The 16,573-nt window shown below is 60.7% G+C and carries 16 protein-coding genes; 4 read left to right on the forward strand and 12 right to left on the reverse strand.

Annotation, left to right across the window (positions count from 1 at the left end):
• Positions 1 to 10: 10 nt before the first annotated feature.
• The 12 genes from uxuA to ACSQ8R_RS26090 all read right to left on the reverse strand — a co-directional run bounded on the left by uxuA (position 11) and on the right by ACSQ8R_RS26090 (position 12,553).
• On the reverse strand, positions 11 to 1,216 hold the full coding sequence (gene uxuA / locus ACSQ8R_RS26035) for a mannonate dehydratase (protein WP_436256231.1): 1,206 nt from the start codon (positions 1,214 to 1,216) through the stop codon (positions 11 to 13).
• A gap of 10 nt (positions 1,217 to 1,226) precedes the next feature.
• Positions 1,227 to 2,282: an L-idonate 5-dehydrogenase gene (locus ACSQ8R_RS26040; RefSeq protein ID WP_436256232.1), complete on the reverse strand. Its 1,056-nt coding sequence runs from the start codon at positions 2,280 to 2,282 to the stop codon at positions 1,227 to 1,229.
• Positions 2,283 to 2,343: 61 nt separating this feature from the next.
• Positions 2,344 to 3,750, reverse strand: a complete 1,407-nt coding sequence (locus ACSQ8R_RS26045; protein ID WP_436256233.1) for a TRAP transporter large permease — start codon at positions 3,748 to 3,750, stop codon at positions 2,344 to 2,346.
• A gap of 2 nt (positions 3,751 to 3,752) precedes the next feature.
• Positions 3,753 to 4,328: a TRAP transporter small permease gene (locus ACSQ8R_RS26050; RefSeq protein ID WP_436256234.1), complete on the reverse strand. Its 576-nt coding sequence runs from the start codon at positions 4,326 to 4,328 to the stop codon at positions 3,753 to 3,755.
• 68 nt (positions 4,329 to 4,396) lie between these two features.
• Positions 4,397 to 5,371 (reverse strand): sialic acid TRAP transporter substrate-binding protein SiaP, encoded by a 975-nt coding sequence (locus tag ACSQ8R_RS26055; protein WP_436256235.1) that lies wholly within the window; start codon positions 5,369 to 5,371, stop codon positions 4,397 to 4,399.
• Positions 5,372 to 5,428: 57 nt separating this feature from the next.
• Positions 5,429 to 6,142, reverse strand: a complete 714-nt coding sequence (locus ACSQ8R_RS26060) for a FadR/GntR family transcriptional regulator (protein WP_436256236.1) — start codon at positions 6,140 to 6,142, stop codon at positions 5,429 to 5,431.
• Between the two features lie 298 nt (positions 6,143 to 6,440).
• Positions 6,441 to 7,847: a chromate efflux transporter gene (gene chrA / locus ACSQ8R_RS26065; protein ID WP_436256237.1), complete on the reverse strand. Its 1,407-nt coding sequence runs from the start codon at positions 7,845 to 7,847 to the stop codon at positions 6,441 to 6,443.
• Positions 7,848 to 7,852: 5 nt separating this feature from the next.
• Positions 7,853 to 8,665 (reverse strand): chromate resistance protein ChrB domain-containing protein, encoded by an 813-nt coding sequence (locus ACSQ8R_RS26070; protein ID WP_436256238.1) that lies wholly within the window; start codon positions 8,663 to 8,665, stop codon positions 7,853 to 7,855.
• A gap of 215 nt (positions 8,666 to 8,880) precedes the next feature.
• The gene (locus ACSQ8R_RS26075; protein ID WP_436256239.1) at positions 8,881 to 9,138 is read right to left on the reverse strand and encodes a substrate-binding domain-containing protein; all 258 of its coding nucleotides are present in this window, start codon (positions 9,136 to 9,138) and stop codon (positions 8,881 to 8,883) included.
• A gap of 66 nt (positions 9,139 to 9,204) precedes the next feature.
• Complete coding sequence (locus tag ACSQ8R_RS26080) at positions 9,205 to 10,875, reverse strand: hydantoinase/carbamoylase family amidase (protein ID WP_436256240.1); 1,671 nt, start codon at positions 10,873 to 10,875, stop codon at positions 9,205 to 9,207.
• On the reverse strand, positions 10,872 to 11,807 hold the full coding sequence (locus ACSQ8R_RS26085) for a dihydroorotate dehydrogenase (RefSeq protein ID WP_436256241.1): 936 nt from the start codon (positions 11,805 to 11,807) through the stop codon (positions 10,872 to 10,874). The genes ACSQ8R_RS26080 and ACSQ8R_RS26085 overlap by 4 nt, the downstream gene beginning before the upstream one ends.
• Entirely contained in the window at positions 11,807 to 12,553 is a 747-nt protein-coding gene (locus ACSQ8R_RS26090) for a dihydroorotate dehydrogenase electron transfer subunit (RefSeq protein ID WP_436256242.1), read from the reverse strand. The genes ACSQ8R_RS26085 and ACSQ8R_RS26090 overlap by 1 nt, the downstream gene beginning before the upstream one ends.
• A gap of 673 nt (positions 12,554 to 13,226) precedes the next feature.
• Between ACSQ8R_RS26090 and ACSQ8R_RS26095 the strand changes: the two genes are divergently transcribed.
• The 4 genes from ACSQ8R_RS26095 to ACSQ8R_RS26110 are packed head-to-tail and all read left to right on the forward strand — an operon-like array spanning position 13,227 to position 16,565.
• The gene (locus ACSQ8R_RS26095; RefSeq protein WP_436256243.1) at positions 13,227 to 14,009 is read left to right on the forward strand and encodes an ABC transporter ATP-binding protein; all 783 of its coding nucleotides are present in this window, start codon (positions 13,227 to 13,229) and stop codon (positions 14,007 to 14,009) included.
• Entirely contained in the window at positions 14,009 to 14,773 is a 765-nt protein-coding gene (locus ACSQ8R_RS26100) for an ABC transporter permease (RefSeq protein WP_436256244.1), read from the forward strand. The genes ACSQ8R_RS26095 and ACSQ8R_RS26100 overlap by 1 nt, the downstream gene beginning before the upstream one ends.
• Positions 14,770 to 15,555 carry a nucleoside phosphorylase gene (locus ACSQ8R_RS26105; protein ID WP_436256245.1) on the forward strand — a complete coding sequence of 262 codons (786 nt, stop codon included), beginning with the start codon at positions 14,770 to 14,772 and terminating at the stop codon, positions 15,553 to 15,555. Before ACSQ8R_RS26100 ends, ACSQ8R_RS26105 begins: the two co-directional genes overlap by 4 nt.
• 5 nt (positions 15,556 to 15,560) lie before the next feature.
• Entirely contained in the window at positions 15,561 to 16,565 is a 1,005-nt protein-coding gene (locus ACSQ8R_RS26110) for an ABC transporter substrate-binding protein (protein WP_436256246.1), read from the forward strand.
• Positions 16,566 to 16,573 lie beyond the last annotated feature (8 nt).

The raw sequence follows: 16,573 nt of genomic DNA on the forward strand, positions 1-16,573 counted from the left end.
AGACGGTAGCTCATGATCTTGCCCCCAGGCCATAACGGGCATGCATGAGAGTTTTCTCGATGCCGCGAAGTTCCGCCAGCCCCTTGAGCCGTCCGATCGCCGGGTAGCCCGGCTGTGCACCGCGCTTCAGGTCGTCGAGGATTTCCTGCCCGTGATCCGGCCGCATGGGGATGCGATGATCCTCCCGGCCTTCCCCGCGCCGGCGGGCTTCTTCCGAAAGCAGCACGGCGATCACGGCAACCATGTCCGTTGCACCTTCCAGATGTTCGTCCTCGAAGAAAGAGCAGGGGACCGTGTCGGTGTCGCGCGTCACGTTCCGCAGATGCACGAAATGGATACGGTCTGCAAAGCGCGAGGCGATGAAGGGCAGATCGTTATCGGCCCTTGCGCCGAGCGACCCGGTGCAGAGTGTCACGCCATTGGCGCGCGCGCCGACCTGATCCAGCATGTGTGCATAATCGGCTTCGGTCGACAGGATGCGTGGAAGGCCGAGCAGCGGCCAGGGCGGATCATCGCCATGAGCGCAGATGTTGATGCCGACCTCCTCCGCTACGGGCGTGACTTCAGTCAGGAAGTCGATGAGATTCTGCTGCAACCGTGCCCGGTCGATACCCTGATAGGAGCGAAGCTTCTCCAGCAGCTGGTCGAGCGAATAGCCATCCGCCGAGCCCGGCAGCCCCGCCCCGATGTTCTTGCCCAGGGCGGCGATCTTCGCATCCTCCATCTCGGAAAACCGCTGGGCCGCATCCTCCTGCAGCCATTCCGGATAGTCGCCATAAGCCTCGGGACGTTTGAGGATATGAATATCGAAGGCGGCAAAATCGGTCAGATCGAACCGCATGGCCTTGGCGCCATGGCGCGTATCCCAGCGCAGGTCCGTGCGTGTCCAATCGAGGACCGGCATGAAATTGTAACAGACAGTGCGGATACCCGAGGCCGCGAGACGCCGCAGCGTTTCCTGCCAGTTGGCAATATGGCGCTTCCAGTCGCCGGTCTGCGTCTTGATGTCTTCAGAGACCGGAACACTCTCCACGACATCCCATGCCAGGCCGCCGGCCTTGATATGCTCGTGTCGCCTGGCGATCTCATCGACCGGCCAGACCTCGCCGGTCGGGATGTGGTGGAGCGCCGAAACGATGCCTTCCGCGCCGGCCTGTGCGGCGTCTCTTACGCTTACTTTATCGATCGGTCCGAACCAGCGCCAAGTATGTCTCATGTCTCGTCCCTCACGCTTTTTCAGTCTGTTCGAATGTGATCTGTACCTTGCAGGCCTTGGAACGGTCCCCGGCCTGTTCGAAAGCCTCGGTCACCGCATCAAGCGGGAAGCTGTGCGAAATGATCGGTCGCACGTCGATGCGCCGCGCGGCGATCAGACTGACCGCTTCGGCGAATTCCGCATGGAAGCGCTGCGAGCCGCGCCAGACGACCTCCTTGCCCACCAGCGCGTTGAGCGGGATGGTCATGTCACCGGTCACGCCGACCTGGACGAGGGTGCCGCGCGGCTTGATCGCGGCAAACGCCGAGCGCAGTGCCGGCCCCGAGGCCGAGCACTCGAACACCACGTCGAAGCTGCCTTTGTTTTCCTGGAAAGGAAGGAGCCCGTCCGGATTGGAGGCCACGTTGATCGTCTCGGTCGCGCCCATGGACGGCGCGCGCGATAGTGCCGCGTCGGCCAGATCTGTCACCACGATAGTGGCGGCACCCGCATGCCGGGCGGCAGCGGTCGTCAAAAGCCCGATAGGACCTGCCCCCGTTATCAGCACCTTGCGACCCGACAGGTCGCCAGCCTGGGCGACGGCATGCAGGCACACAGCAAGCGGCTCCGCACAGGCGGCCTCGCCTGGCGACACGTCATTTCCCACTGGATGGCACTGGATGGCCGGGACGACCAGCCTCTCCCGGAACATGCCGTTTTCGTGCGGCAGGCGCATTGCCGAGCCCATGAAACGCATGTCGAGGCAATGGATCGGCTGGCCGATCCGGCAGTATTGGCAAACGCCGCATGGCTGCGAGGGATTGACCGCCACCAATTGCCCGGTTTCGAGCCCCGAAACCCCCGCACCCAGGGCCTCGACGAAGCCGGAGGCCTCGTGGCCGGCGATGATGGGTTCGCGAACCCGCACCGGTCCGAACCCGCCATCCTGGTAGTAGTGGAGATCGGAGCCGCAGATACCGCCGGCCGCCATTCTGAGCAGCACTTCGCCTGGGCCGAGATCGGGGGAATCCAGCGTCTCCACTCGGAGGTCACGCTGGGCGTGAAGGCGGGCAACGCGCGTCTGCATCGCACTGGTACCTTTCTTTCGTTCAAGAGGTCGCCTGTCCACCGCATATGGACCCGGGCGGCTATCGGATGAGGCCTAGCTGGGTGGGTAGCCAAAGCGTGACCGCCGGTATGAAGGTGATAAGACCGAGCGCAATGAACAGCGGGATCATCCAGGGCAGGATGGCGAGCGCCGTTCGCTCCACCGACAATTTGGAGATGCGGGAGAGAACGAAAAGCACCATGCCGACCGGTGGCGTGAGCAGGCCGATCATCAGGTTGAGGGTGATGATGAGGCCGAGATGCACCGGATCTATTCCGTAACGTGCGGCCACGGGCATCAGGATAGGAACCAGGATGCTGATAGCCGCGATCGTATCGAGGAAGGCCCCGACGATCAGGAGCAGAATGTTGACGATGATCAGGAAGGTCCACCAGCTGTCCGTCAGGCCGAACATGAAGTTGGAGAATAGCTGCGCCGCCTGGCTGACTGTCAGCAGCCATGCGAAGATCGATGCCGCGGTGACGATGAACAGAACGGAGGCCGTTGTTTCGATCGTGTCGAAGGATGCCTTGGCCAGCGTCCTCAGGGTCATGGTGCGATAGCGCACAAGGCCGAGGAAGAGCGACCAGAGGACCGCCGCCACAGCGGCTTCGGTGGGTGTGAACCACCCCATGGTCATGCCCCCGATCAACAGGACCGGCGTCATCAGGGCCATCACTGCGGAAAAGTCGAAATACCAGTCCAGCGCGACCAGAAGCGCGAGCCCGATCAGCACCGCGACGTTGACCGAAAGGCCTGCCAGGATCATCAGGTAGACGGTGGCAGGGAAGGCGAGCACGATCGCCACTTCGAGCGAGGCACCGAGCAACTGTTTCAGTTCGAAGGGCGTATCGGAGCCCCAGCCCTTGCGTTTGGCGAAAACATAGACGGTGAGCATCATCAGCAGTGTCATCACGATGCCGGGAATGATGCCGGCCATGAACAGCGCGCCGATCGATGCATTCGCCATCATGCCGTAGATGACGAAAGGCAGCGACGGGGGAAAGATCGGGCCGAGCGTTGCCGACGCCGCGGTAACGCCGACGGCTGCCTCGACCGGATAGCCATGATCCTTCATGGCTTTGATTTCGATCGTGCCGATACCGGCAGCATCCGCCAGCGCCGTTCCGGACATGCCGGAAAACACCACGGAGCCGATGATGTTGACCTGCGCCAACCCGCCCTTCATCCAGCCGACGAGCGAGAGCGCAAAGCGATAGATGCGCCCGGTGACGCCGGCAATGTTCATGAGGTTGCCGGCCAGGATGAAGAACGGCACGGCAATCAGCGGGAAGCTCTCGACGCCGGCGATCATGCGTTGGGCGGCGATGATGTCAGGCGCCACGCCGTAGATCACCAGGTAGAGGAGCGAAGCGACAGCCATGGAAACGGCGACCGGCGTGCCGACGATCAGAAGTACGAGGAAGGATCCAATCAGAAGCAGCATGGTCAGATCCCTTCCGCGTGGATATCGCCCTGCGACTGCTCGCGCACGGTCTTTGTGCCGGTCAGGTCCTTGACCAGATTGTGTACGGACCGCAGGAACATCAGCGCGAAAGCTGCAAAGACCATGTAGAAGACGATGCCGCGCGGCAGGTCGACCGTGACCATTCGCTCCTCCCCGACAATCTCGAGATAACGCCACATCAGCCATGTAATATAGGCGAAGAAGGCAATGCTGATGGCATCGACCACGAGTTCCAGGAGCCTTCCGGTCCGCTTCGACAGGAAACGGTAGAGCAGATCCACATGAATGTGCCGGACCATTCGCACGCACATCACGGAGCCGAGAAACACCACGACGACAAGGCAGTTGGCGGCGATTTCCTCCGTCCATGCAAAGCTGTCGTTCAGCACGTAGCGCGTAAAGAATTGCAGGAATACGGCAAGACCCATGCTCCAGAAGACCGCAAGCGTCACCCAGTCCTCAATGGCATAGGGAGACAGGTCAACGGGCGCTGCTTCTTCCTCAAAGGCATGCGCCATTTCTTCCACGCTTATCGGCGCGTGCGAATGCTCCGTCATCGGGTCCACTCCGTTCATGAAAGTCGCAAGAGGTTGCCCCGACGCCGTGCGCGTCGGGGCGGGGATCGTCACTTCAACGCGCGGATAGCGTCCCAGTCGGCCTTTTCGTAGCCGAAGTCCTCGAGCTTCACTTTGTCGATGACGTTCTTCTCGAAGTCTGCCTTATCGACTTCGGTAACGGTCAGGCCCTTCTTCTTGAACTCATCGACGAGCGCCTTTTCGCGGGCTTCGATGGTCTTCGTCGTGCGGGCTGCGGCTTCAAGCATCACATCCGTGAAGATCTTCTTGTCCTCGTCGGAGAGGCTGGCCCAGCGGGTCTTGGAGACGACGGTATTCAGATGATCGACGATGTGGCCGGTCAGCACGATGTTCTTCTGAACCTCGTAGAACTTCTTGGCCTCGATCGTCGTCAACGGATTTTCCTGGGCTTCCACCGTACCGTTCTGCAGCGCCAGATAGACTTCCGCGAAGGCGATCGGCGTCGTGTTGGCGCCGCAGGCGCGCGGCATTGCCAGATAGGCCGGGACATCTGGTACGCGCATCTTCAGACCCGCCATATCGGCGCATTTCGAAATCGGGCGGTTGGAAGTCGTGTGGCGCGTTCCATAGTAGCTGAGAGCGACGATGTGGTTGCCCGTCTTGTCTTCGTAACCCTTGGCGAGCTTCTTGAAGACGTCGCTCTTCGTGTAGGCCAGGAGATGGCTCGGGTCGCGGAAGATATAAGGATAATAGGTGACGCCGATCGGCTTGTGATCGCGCGCCGCAAAGCTGGAGCCGGAGATGATGATATCCACGGTGCCGAGCTTGAGACCCTGGTTGATGTCGGCTTCTTTTCCAAGCTGTGAGGCCGGGTAGACCTCGATCTTGTAGCGGCCATTGGTCCGCTTGGCGATCTCGCCGGCGGCCCAGACCGAGTCTGTGTGGAAAGGCTCGGGTGTCTCATAGACATGAGCCCATTTCAGCACGGTTTCGGCATGCGCCGAAAGCGTCGAGGCTACAATGACAGCGGCAGCGCCCAGTAGTGTCTTCAGTCGGTGTTTCATTCTTTCCTCCCAGTTGAAACGGAACTGTATGGTCGACCCGGCCGCAATGGCGGACGGTCAGTGTTCTCTGGTCGGCTCCTCCTCGAAGCTTTCCGAGAATCTCTTTTGCGCCAGCGTCAAGTGACGACGCATGGCCTCGCGCGCCGCGGCAGGATCCCCCGCTGCAATGGCGTCACGAATGACACGGTGCTCCTCAAGTGCCAGCTTCCATGTATGCGGTCCTTCGAAGTAGCTGGCGAGCTTGGTGAAGTAGGGCGACATACGCGTATCGTAGATCAACCCCGTAAAATGCTTCAGCGCGGAGTTGCCGATGATGTCGGCGATCGCCGTGTGAAAGTCGCGGTCGCAGGCAAGAGCGACAGGCCCATCGTTCAACGACTGCTCCATGCGCTCCAGCAGCAGATCGATACGGGCGATGCCGTCGGGCGTCACGAGACGCGCAGCCTCTTCCGCAATGCCGCTTTCGATCAGGCAGCGCGCCTGAAGGATCTCCAGGGGGCCGCCTCCTTCGTCGTTCGGCAGGACGCTAGTGGGTTGTCGCGGGGCACTGCTGATGTAGACGCCGGACCCCATCCGGATCTGGATCCGGCCTTCGACCTCAAGCACGATCAAGGCCTCTCGGACTGTCGGTCGGGAAACGGAAAATCGCTCGGCAAGCTCTCGTTCGGGCGGAAGCCTCGAACCCGGCTTCAGTTCGCCCGTATCGATCAGCACACGAATCTGCTCCGCAACCTGGCGATAAAGCCGGCGCGGCTCCAAAGCCACGAACATTGAATTCCTCCGAGCGCATCACTCCCTTGATGCGCAGGCGGTCAGATTGTCTGACCAATTTCCACTATGAGTTAATTCAAAAATCTGTCAAGCGAGCAAATGCCTATTCCTACGCGCGGCGTTCCGTTCTCCACGTCGCTATGAGCGTTTCCACGAAGCCAGAAACTCTCAAGCCTGACATGGAAGCTTGTGAAGATTGCATAGGTGGCGGCAACGGAATGCTTCGAGAGTCACTCCGATATGCAGCCGGGAACGCCGGATGGCCCACGCGCGATTCCGATCAAGGGTCTCGGTCATGTTAGCTCGGGGCTATCAATTTCCAGCCGATTCCTAGCGCTGCCGAGACCAGAAGCGTCGTGATGACCGACAGGCCGAAGCGGAAGATAGACATGGCGGCGATGGCCGTCAGAACGAGCGACGGCCAAATAACCGAATTCAGGACAGGAATATCCATGGACCACAGACCCGCCGATATCTGCCGAACCTCGCCAAACAGGACGTGGAGACCGAACCAGACCGCAAGGTTGAGGATCACGCCAACCACGGCCGCGGTAATTGCCGACATTGCCCCCGTCAGGGCGATATTGCCACGCATCTTCTCGATGAACGGTGCTCCGGCGAAAATCCAGAGGAAGCTTGGAAGGAACGTAACCCAGGTCGTCAGGATGGCGGCGAGGGTGGCTGCGGTCAGTGGATTGATCGTTCCGGGATCGCGATGGCCCGCGAGGAACCCGACAAATTGGGTGACCATGATCAGTGGTCCGGGTGTTGTCTCCGCCATGCCTAGTCCATCGAGCATTTCACCTGGACGGAGCCAGCCGAACTGCTCGACGGCCTCCTGTGCGACGTAAGCGAGAACGGCATAGGCGCCGCCGAAGGTGACGACGGCCATATGACTGAAAAATATACCGATTTGCGAAAATACGTTATCGCTGCCGAGCGTCAGCAGCAGAACAGCGACCGGAAGGAGCCACAGCGCGGCAAGTATGCCTGATGTCTTCAGCGACCAGGCCAAGTTCGATTGCGCATGGACGGGGATGTCTTCGCCGAGAAGGGAGTCCCGATCTTCCAGGAATTTGCCCGAGCCAGCTTTGTGCCCGCCGCCGACCCTGAACGCAGCGACCCCGGCACGGCCGCCAAAGTATCCGATGACGCCTGCACTTATGATGATCAGCGGAAACGGCATATGAAGGAAGAAGATCGCGACAAACGCAACGGCGGCAATTGCCACCATCACCTTGTTCTTGAGGGCGCGGCTACCGATCCGGAAGACCGCCTGAACGACGACCGCGAGAACGGCGCATTTCAGGCCGAAGAACATCCCTTCAATGAGGGTCACGTCGCCGAAAAGCACGTATATGTAGCTCAGCGCCAGAATCGAGATGAAACCGGGTAGAACAAATAGAAGGCCGGCGATCATGCCGCCCTTCGTTTTGTTGAGCAGCCAGCCGATGTAGATGGCGAGTTGATGAGCCTCAGGGCCGGGCAGAAGCATGCAATAGTTGAGGGCGTGAAGAAAACGATGCTCTCCGACCCAGCGCTTTTCGTCGACGAGGATCCGGTGCATGACCGCGATCTGGCCGGCCGGGCCGCCGAAGCTAAGTGCGGCGACCCGTGCCCAGACTTTGATCGCTTCGGAAAGGGGCACCACATCGCCGTCGGCGGCTGGCCGGCTGGCGATCAGGCTTTTTGCCGCATCAGTCATGGTCGTCACCCCTTCCTCGGATTTGGCCAGTTATGTGTCTCCTCCGTGGCGTCGCGGCACCAGCGATACATCGCGTCGTAAACCAATAGACCCGCCTGGAGTTGCTCAAGGTCGTCGTTGAACATCCGCGACAGTCCGAGCGAGATGGCCAGAAGCCCCGGCACTTCAGGGGCCAGTTCCGGTCGGGCCGTGTCCGCGCCGCGCACGATGGTGGCGAGATGTACGAGAGCGTCGCTTTTCAATCCGAACTCGTCGATCATGACGTCAAAGGTGCACATTTCCCCGCGATGGCTCCAGAAGACGTCCTCGATATCAAAAGGCGTGGCGTTGAAGCGATCACCTACCAGCGCGACCTCGCCGGCCGGAACGAACAGAAAGACTGCGGAAGGATCGACGAACCGACGGATCAACCACGGACAGGCGATGCGGTCTATTTTTGGGCGGGATCTCGTCACCCAAACGGTACGTCCCGCAGTGTCACGAGCGGGAAGCCTGCCTTCGGGGATTAGCATGCCATGCCCATCCCGCCACGCTTCGAAGCCTCCCTCGAGAGTCTCCGCTTCTTTTCCCATCGTCCGCAGGTATGCCGCGACACCATGGCCGAGCTTCTGTCCTCTCTGACAAAGGACGATGGCAGGACCATTGACCTCAGGTCCCCATTCGGCGACGCGGCGGAAGTCACGTCGGACGGAGCCGGGAATCAGGCGAGGATCGCCACCGAAGTCCTCATCGATCCGGACGTCGATAATGGCTGGCAGGTTCGGGGTGCCAATGATGCGGGCAAGTTTGTCAGGTGTGATTTCCAGAAATGACGGCATGACGCGTCCTCCGTTACAGCGGGTTGTGGACGCGATTCTTCGGCCGTGGCCTCGTGGGGTGATCGCAACCCCATGGCAGAGAATTGGCCCCAGCCAGTCCGGTTGTCAAGCGTTTTGCGGGGCCTTTACGAACTCGTCAGCCAAACGGCGCTCCCCATTTCCAATCTCCTCGCGGACCACGATCGAGGCGCCATCTTCGTGATCATCTCTGCCGTTCAGCCGCTTGTGCCCTCGATCAATGTCATAGGCCAGATCACGCGGCGTGTCTGTTCGACGTAATGCGACTGATAGGCCGGTATGACCGACAGCAGATGCTCCGCCAGGCTGATCCCCAGATCACGGAGAGACAAGGTAAAGCACGTCAGCGCCGGAGAGAGGAACTGAGCCTGGGGGCTGTGGCGGCCGATGATCGCAATGTCCTTGCCCGGCTTCACACCTGCGTCTTGAAGTCCCTTGTATAGGCCCGTGACCAATGTCTCGTCGTGCGCGCCGTCGCGGTGCAGTCGCTCTACCAAGAGAGAGGTATTAAAGTATATATTTCAGCCGGGCCCTTGGCTAATCTGATCGCGGCTGAGGCTGGCCGCTACGGTTGAAATTGCCTTGACCCATTCTTCAATGTCGGCGTTATTGAATGCGGCCTCCAGTGTTTCTGCGAGCTTCTGAAGCCGTGCCAGTTCATCGTCAAAAACGACTGCATGCAACGCTTCCCCGTAATGAAGATCTGCAAAGTTCTGCGTAGCGAAGGCCAGCATGAAAAATCCAACCGCTCGGCTTGGGTCGGCAACCGCAGCCTCCCGTGCAGCTGACGCCGCTGCGCTATAAGCCCGGACAGCATTGCCTTTCTGCCGGATGATGTCGGTAATATCGGTAAACATGAGACCGGGCTCCTTTGCCGTCTGGCCTGTCGTTTCTGCACGGTTCCTGGGTGGGGGCGGGTTCGTCAGGAACTGATGGAGGATAGCGGTGGCGATGGCGAAATCATTGATTTCCATTGCCTCCTGCGGGTTATGCGAGCCGTTGCGGTTGCGGATGAAGATCATGCCGGAAGGGATGCCAGCTTCGGAAAAGACGGCCGCATCATGCCCGCCGCCGGAGGGGATCAGCACCGGCTGCGCGCCGATCGCCCCGAAAGCATGGGCAAGCCCCTCGATCACCGAGGTGTCACAGAGCGCCGGGCTCGTCCACAGCGCATTACCAAGGTCAAAGCGCACCGCGCGCTCCTGTTCAATGCGGGCGACATGTTTCAGGACGAGCGCGCGCATGGTCTCCAGCATGGCGTGGTCCTGGCTGCGGATGTCGAGACTGAATTCGACGCTGTCCGGGATCCGCGAAAGAGCATGTTTCTGCTGGTCAGTCGAAACCATGCCGCTGGTCACGACGAGATCGCGGCCCTTCGCCACGAAATCGTGCCAGGCGACATCAAGGACGTTCAGCAACTCGGCCATCGCCAACACCGGATCGTGCCGGTAGGCGAGGGGAACCGCTCCCGAATGCCCGGCCTCGCCGAAGCAGGAAATCTTCTTGTAGCGGAAATTGCCGCGGATGCCGGAGACGACGGCTGCCGGAAGATTGCGCTCGATCAGCACCGGTCCCTGCTCGATATGCACTTCGAGATAGGCCATTACAGCCGTGCGATCGAGCAGCGGCCTGCTGCCGCGGACCGGTGACATATCGATTCCGCTCGCCTCCATGTGCTCATCGAGTGTCCGGCCGTCCTTCTTGTGCAGGGCGGAAAGTTCGGTTTCGGACAATACGCCGAGCAGCGCCTTGGAGGCGATGTAGCATGGGCCGAACCAGGCGCTCTCCTCGCCGCGCATGGCGATCACCTGTACCGACTCGGGAAAGATTGTGCCTTCACGGCGTGCGCGCACGAGGCAGAACAGCCCGGAGAGAACGCCGGCCAGTCCATCGAAATTGCCGCCGCGCGGCACGCTGTCGACATGCGAGCCGACGAGGATGTAGCGCTCTGCATTCGCATGTTCCGGCAGTGCGAAAACGGCATTGCGACCGGCATCCCATTCGGCGGCAAGCCCTTCCGAACGGGCAAAATCGATCAGGAACTGCAGCGTAGCCGTCTCGATATCGGAAAAGGCAGGGCGGCTGACGCCTTCCACATCGGCCGTACGCCTGGCGATCTCGGAGAACAGCCGGGTCGCCGTTTCAGTGATGTCGAAGCGCGCGGGTCGTTCGCGAACGGCGGCATCCATCATGCATACTCCGCAAGGGTGATGGCCTCGTCGGCAACCTCGACCGTGCCGACAAGCGCATCGACCGACGGCAGACCGCGTCCGACAAGCGCCTGTTCGAGTTCGCGAACGAGGCGCGGCATGGTCGTTGGGCTGATGAATGTGGCGGTGCCGACCTGTACGGCGCGGGCGCCGGCGATCAGGTATTCGAGCACGTCGTCGATCGTCGAGATGCCGCCGCAACCGATGACGGGAATGGAGACCGCGCGGGCGCATTGGTAGGTCATGCGCAATGTAATGGGCCTTAGCGCCGGACCGGAAAGCCCGCCCATGATATTTCCGAGCCTGACGCAACCGGTCCGGCTGTCGATCGCCATGGCGAGCATGGTGTTGGCGGTGACGAGCGCGTCCGCCCCGGCCACTTCCGCGGCCTGGGCCACTTCAACCACCTCGCCGGTATTCGGCGAAAGCTTGGCCCAGAGCGGCAGGTCCGTGGCGGAACGCATCTTCCGGATCACGTCACCGGTCGGCCCCGGCCGCATGGCAAATGCCTTGCCGTCATCCTCAATGTTTGGGCAGGAGATATTCACCTCGATCGCCGCGACGCCCGGCACACTGACCTCTTCGGCAAAGCGGGCGAATTCGTCGGCCGTATTGGCGGAGATGCTGATCACCAGCGGCGCATTGTAGTCCGCATAAAAAGGCACGGTATTCTTCACGAACCACTCGGCACCCTTGCTTGGGATGCCGATCGAGTTCAGCATCGCACCTCCCACTTCGCAGACTCGCGGCATCGGATTGCCGGCACGCTTGCCGCGGGTGATCGTCTTCGTGACATGTGCGCCGATAGTGTCGAGGTGGAAGACTTCGGCAAGTTCCTCGGAAAACGTGCCGGAAGCCGGCATGATCGGATTCTTCAGCGTCAGTGTGCCGATCTTGGTGGTGAGGTCAGCCATCACAGCACCTCCTGCAGATCGAAGACGGGGCCTTCCCGGCAGACGCGCAAGTTTACTGCGCCGGTTTCACGGCGGAAGGGGCGCACACAGGCCTGGCACATGCCGATGCCGCAGGCCATCTGCTGTTCCAGCGCCACCTGGCCTACGATTCCATGGCGTGCCCCCATTTCCTGCAGCATCCGCATCAGGCGGGCGGAACCGCAGGTGAAGAAGGCATCGATACCGCGGCTGCGGATCAGGCGTTCGATCAGCGTCGTCAGGCCTTCAATACCGGAATTGCCCTCTGTGTCCGTGACGGTGATCACCTCGGCGCCATACGAGCGGAAAAGATCGGCCGACATCAGCAGGTCCGGCGAGCGGGCACTGCAGACCGCCGTCAGCGGCCGGTCGAGCCGGGCACATTCTCGGGCAAGCGGTGCAAGCGTTGCAAGCCCGACGCCGCGGGCGAGAAGCAGCGGTCTCTGCCATTCCGGCCGGATTTCGAAACCCTTGCCGAGCGGCCCGACGATGTTGAGGGTGGCTCCCGGCTGCAACTCGGCCAATGCGCCAGTGCCTGCGCCGGCGACCTTGTAGAGAAAGGAAAGCGTGCCCCTTGCCGCGTCGAAAGAATAGATGCTCATCGGCCGGCGCAGATAGGGCTGGAAGCGATCTGTCTGCGGGCAAAGCAGATGGAAAAACTGGCCGGGCTCGCAATTGAGTATGGATGCGGGCGCGTCAAGCACCAGCAGGCGGTACTCCCCGTTCACCCATTCATGACTCTTAATTCGGGCTCCGACCTCATGAATGGAAGGCGGCCGCGGGGCTCCGGCGGAAATGGAATCGGGAACGACGCAGAGGCTGGCTGACATGAAGGTTTCCGGAAAGGAGAAATTGAAGACCCCGGGCGGGCCCTGCCGCCTCAAAGGGTCTGTGTTGAGGGATGGGGCAGCGACGGCTGGATAGAGGTCCGTATGTCGCGCGCGGCCGGTCGCTGGGTCAGCGTCAAGCAGAAGGGCGGTCGGACGTCATAGGATGCTCCCGGCGTTCAAAAACAAAGCCTATTTCGGAAACGGTACGAATGTCAAGACTTTTATCAAAAATGAGACTTTTTGGAAAAAAGTATACACATTTCGACTTATCCATATTGTAGATATTGAATCGCGGATTTAACAGGAATATGACGCCGCCGCCGCGACGCTACATCGTCAGCCGCATTCTACATCGAAAAGCCCATCCCCATCGCAGGTTGCGGCGTAAATGGCTACTCAGATTATGAAGTGCAGAGAGATTTTTGATACAAATCTCATCTTTGATATTTACGTTGCGCCGATGAAGGTTTTGTGAAAGCTTGCGCTCTTTCCCGGGCAGGCCGACGACCGAAGAGGACACCGATTCTCCAAGCGCGTATTGTTTTCCGGTGTCTGAGATATGGAGTTTTGGGTGGCGCAGTCGGAGCGGATAATTGATATCGCGGGTGTTCATAAGACATTCGTTGCGGATCATGGGACGGTAACGGCACTGGAGCCCGTCAGCATTGCCATCAAGGCAGGCGAGTTCATCTCGATCGTCGGACCCTCCGGCTGTGGAAAATCCACGCTGCTACGCCTGATCTCCGGCCTCGATCAGGTGACTGGTGGCAAGATCACGCTTGATACGGCTGGCCGCAGGCGACCGGTCGGCTTCGTTTTCCAGGAGCCGGTCCTGCTACCGTGGAAGACGATTCTCGAAAACGTTCGTTTCCCGCTCGATACCGCAGGCGTCAGCCGCGCGGAAGCCGACAAGACGGCCATCGACCTCATCAAGATGGTCGGCCTTACCGGGTTCGAGAAGGCGCTACCCCGCCAGCTTTCCGGGGGCATGCGCCAGCGCGCGGCGATTGCCCGTTCGCTCTCCGACGATCCGCCGATCCTGCTGATGGACGAGCCCTTCTCGGCCGTCGATCTCCTGACCCGCGACACGCTGAACGATGAATTGCTGCGCATTTGGCAATCGACCGGCAAGACCATCCTGCTCGTCACCCACAGCGTCGACGAGGCCGCCTATCTGGCGGACCGGGTGATGGTGATGACTGCACGCCCCGGCAAACTGAAATGCGTCCACGACGTCGATCTTGCTCGCCCGCGTGGCGAAGACACCAAGCTCGATCCAGCCTATCACGCGCTCGTCGCCCAGCTTCGCCGCGATCTCCGGACGTCCGATCGGCCAGTCGGGGAGACGCATTGATGGCAAGGCGCCTCACCGCGTGGTTTGATTACGCGCTGGCACTTGCAGTGCTGCTGGCGGTCTGGTGGTTTGCAACTGGACCCATGGCGATGCCAACCTATCTGCTGCCGTCGCCACAGCGCACCTGGAATGCGCTGGTCGGCATCACAGTCACCGGCGAACTCTGGCTGCATCTCGGCTTCACATTGCAGAATATTGTCCTCGGCCTCGCACTCGGCTGCGTCGCAGGTATTGCGCTGGCCTTCCTGATGACCCGTTTTCCCAAGCTGGCGATCTGGCTCGACGGCCCGCTGGTCATCCTCCAGACGGCGCCCAAAATCGCGCTTGCGCCGCTGTTCATCGTGTGGTTCGGCTTCGGCATCCTATCCAAGATCATTCTGATCTTTTCGTTGGTGTTCTTCCCGGTTTTCATCGGCGCTGCCGCCGGCTTCCGGGCGCTCGACCCGAAGATGAAGGATCTCGCCGGTCTGCTCGGCCTTAGCAATATTCAAAGGTTCCGCCAGATCGAGCTGCCATCGGCCATGCCGGAGATCTTCGTCGGATTGAAGATCGGCGCGGTCCAGGCACTGGTCGGCGCCGTCCTCGCGGAATGGATGTCGGGAAAGTTCGGCTTAGGCTACCTGATGACCTATGCGGGCGCCACCTACAAGACGCCGCTGCTATTTGCTGCCGTATTGCTGACAGTCGTGCTCGGATTGCTGATGCATGTCGCACTGACCGTGCTGGAAAACCGGCTGCTTTCATGGAAAGGCGCGCAAGGATGACGAGCGCCGCCTTTCCGTGGAAGAACGGCCGCCCGCCGCATCTGCCCTGCGGCCCCGGCGACATCGCCGAAAACGTGCTGACACCGGGCGATCCCGACCGCGTGCGGCTGCTTGCCGATATGCTGGATGACGTGACCGACTTTGGCCGCAAAAGGGAGTTCGCAGTCATCACCGGCAGCTATGAAGGCCAACGGCTGACAATCTGCTCGACTGGCATAGGCGGACCGTCCACCGAAATTGCACTGGTCGAACTCGCGATGCTTGGTGCCAAGCGCGTGGTGCGTATTGGCGGAATGTCGTCCCTGGTGGCCAAATATGCGACCGGCTCGTTCGTTGCGGTGGACCGCGCCATCGGCAATACCGGCACGGCCCGTACCTACCGTGCGGCCGGCGGAGAGGCCAAGGCGTCGCCTCGTATCGTCGCAGGCCTCGTTGATGCGGCGTCGGAGCTCGGGCTGACCTGCCGCCCGGGCATGGTCGCCTCCACGGACAGCTATTATTTTGGCCAGGACCGCCGTTACCGTCCCGTCGATGACGGCACGGCCCTATCCGGGAATTTCATCGACGGCTTCCAGGCTGAAGGCGCGATCGGTGTCGAGATGGAAAGCGAGATCACAATGACCGTCGGTGGGGCCATCGGCCTCGAAACCGGCTGCCTACTTGGTGTCCATGGAAATCGCGCCACCGACGATTGGCTCGACGACTACGAGGCAACCCAGCGAAACCTACTGCGCATTGCAGGAAGGGCATTTTCCTCCACAGAATGGGAACACAGGAGATAACAACAATGATCCAGTTTCGTGTGACGACCGCGGCAAGCCTTGGTGCCCTTATCGCCCTGCCGCTCTTCACCATGTCTGCCGAAGCCGCGGACAAGGTCGTGCTGCAGATCGATGGCGCCGCAGCGCCTTTCTACGCGCCGCTTTATGCCGGTGTCGAGAAAGGTATCTTCGAGAAGAACGGCGTCGAGGTGGAATTCATCTATGCGGCCGCCGCCGATATCCTGACCAACATTGCCGCGGGCAATGTCGACTTCGGTTTCCCGAACGGTGACGCCGTTGTCGCCGCAGCCGCCAACGGCCTGCCGGTCAAGGTCGTGCATACAACCTACCAGCGCGGCATTGGCGCGCTGCTTGCCAAGGAAGCCAGCGGAATCAAGTCCTATAAGGATCTGAAGGGCAAGAAAATCGGCGTAACCAGCCTCGCCAGTCCGAACTACCTGCAGCTTCAGGTTGGCCTGAAACAGGCGGGACTGACGCTCGAAGACGTTTCCGTCGAAGTTGTCGCCACCGGCGCTATCGTCCAGTCGCTGCAGGCAGGGCAGGTCGATGCGATCGTGTTTTCGGAACTGCGCAAATACAATCTCGAAGCCGATGGCACCAAAGTCACTATGATCCTGTCGAACGACTTTCTGCCTTCGTTCGGCAATGTCGTCGTGACCAGCAACAAGAAGCTCGCCCAGAATGCCGACGTGGTTAAACGCTTCACGACCGCCGTCACCCAGTCCTATCAGTGGGTCATCGACGGTCACATTCCGGAGGCACTCGACATCGCGCTCACCAAATATACGCCGACATGGCCGAAGGACCAGAAGGGTATCCTGACAACCGCCTTCGAACAGACCTTTGTCCCGTCCGTCTGGCAGAGTCCGCTGACCAAGGAAAAAGGCCTCGGCGCAGCCAATATGAGCGGCTGGCAGAAGAATGCCGATATCCTGGCGCAGTACAAGGTGATCGACAGCGCGCCGAAAGCGACGGACTTCGTCGTCGATCCGTCGATGATCGGCAAATAGGAATGCTC

The sequence above is a fragment of the Neorhizobium sp. LjRoot104 genome (genome assembly GCF_964253725.1).
In the GTDB taxonomy this organism is placed as follows: Bacteria; Pseudomonadota; Alphaproteobacteria; order Rhizobiales; family Rhizobiaceae; genus Neorhizobium.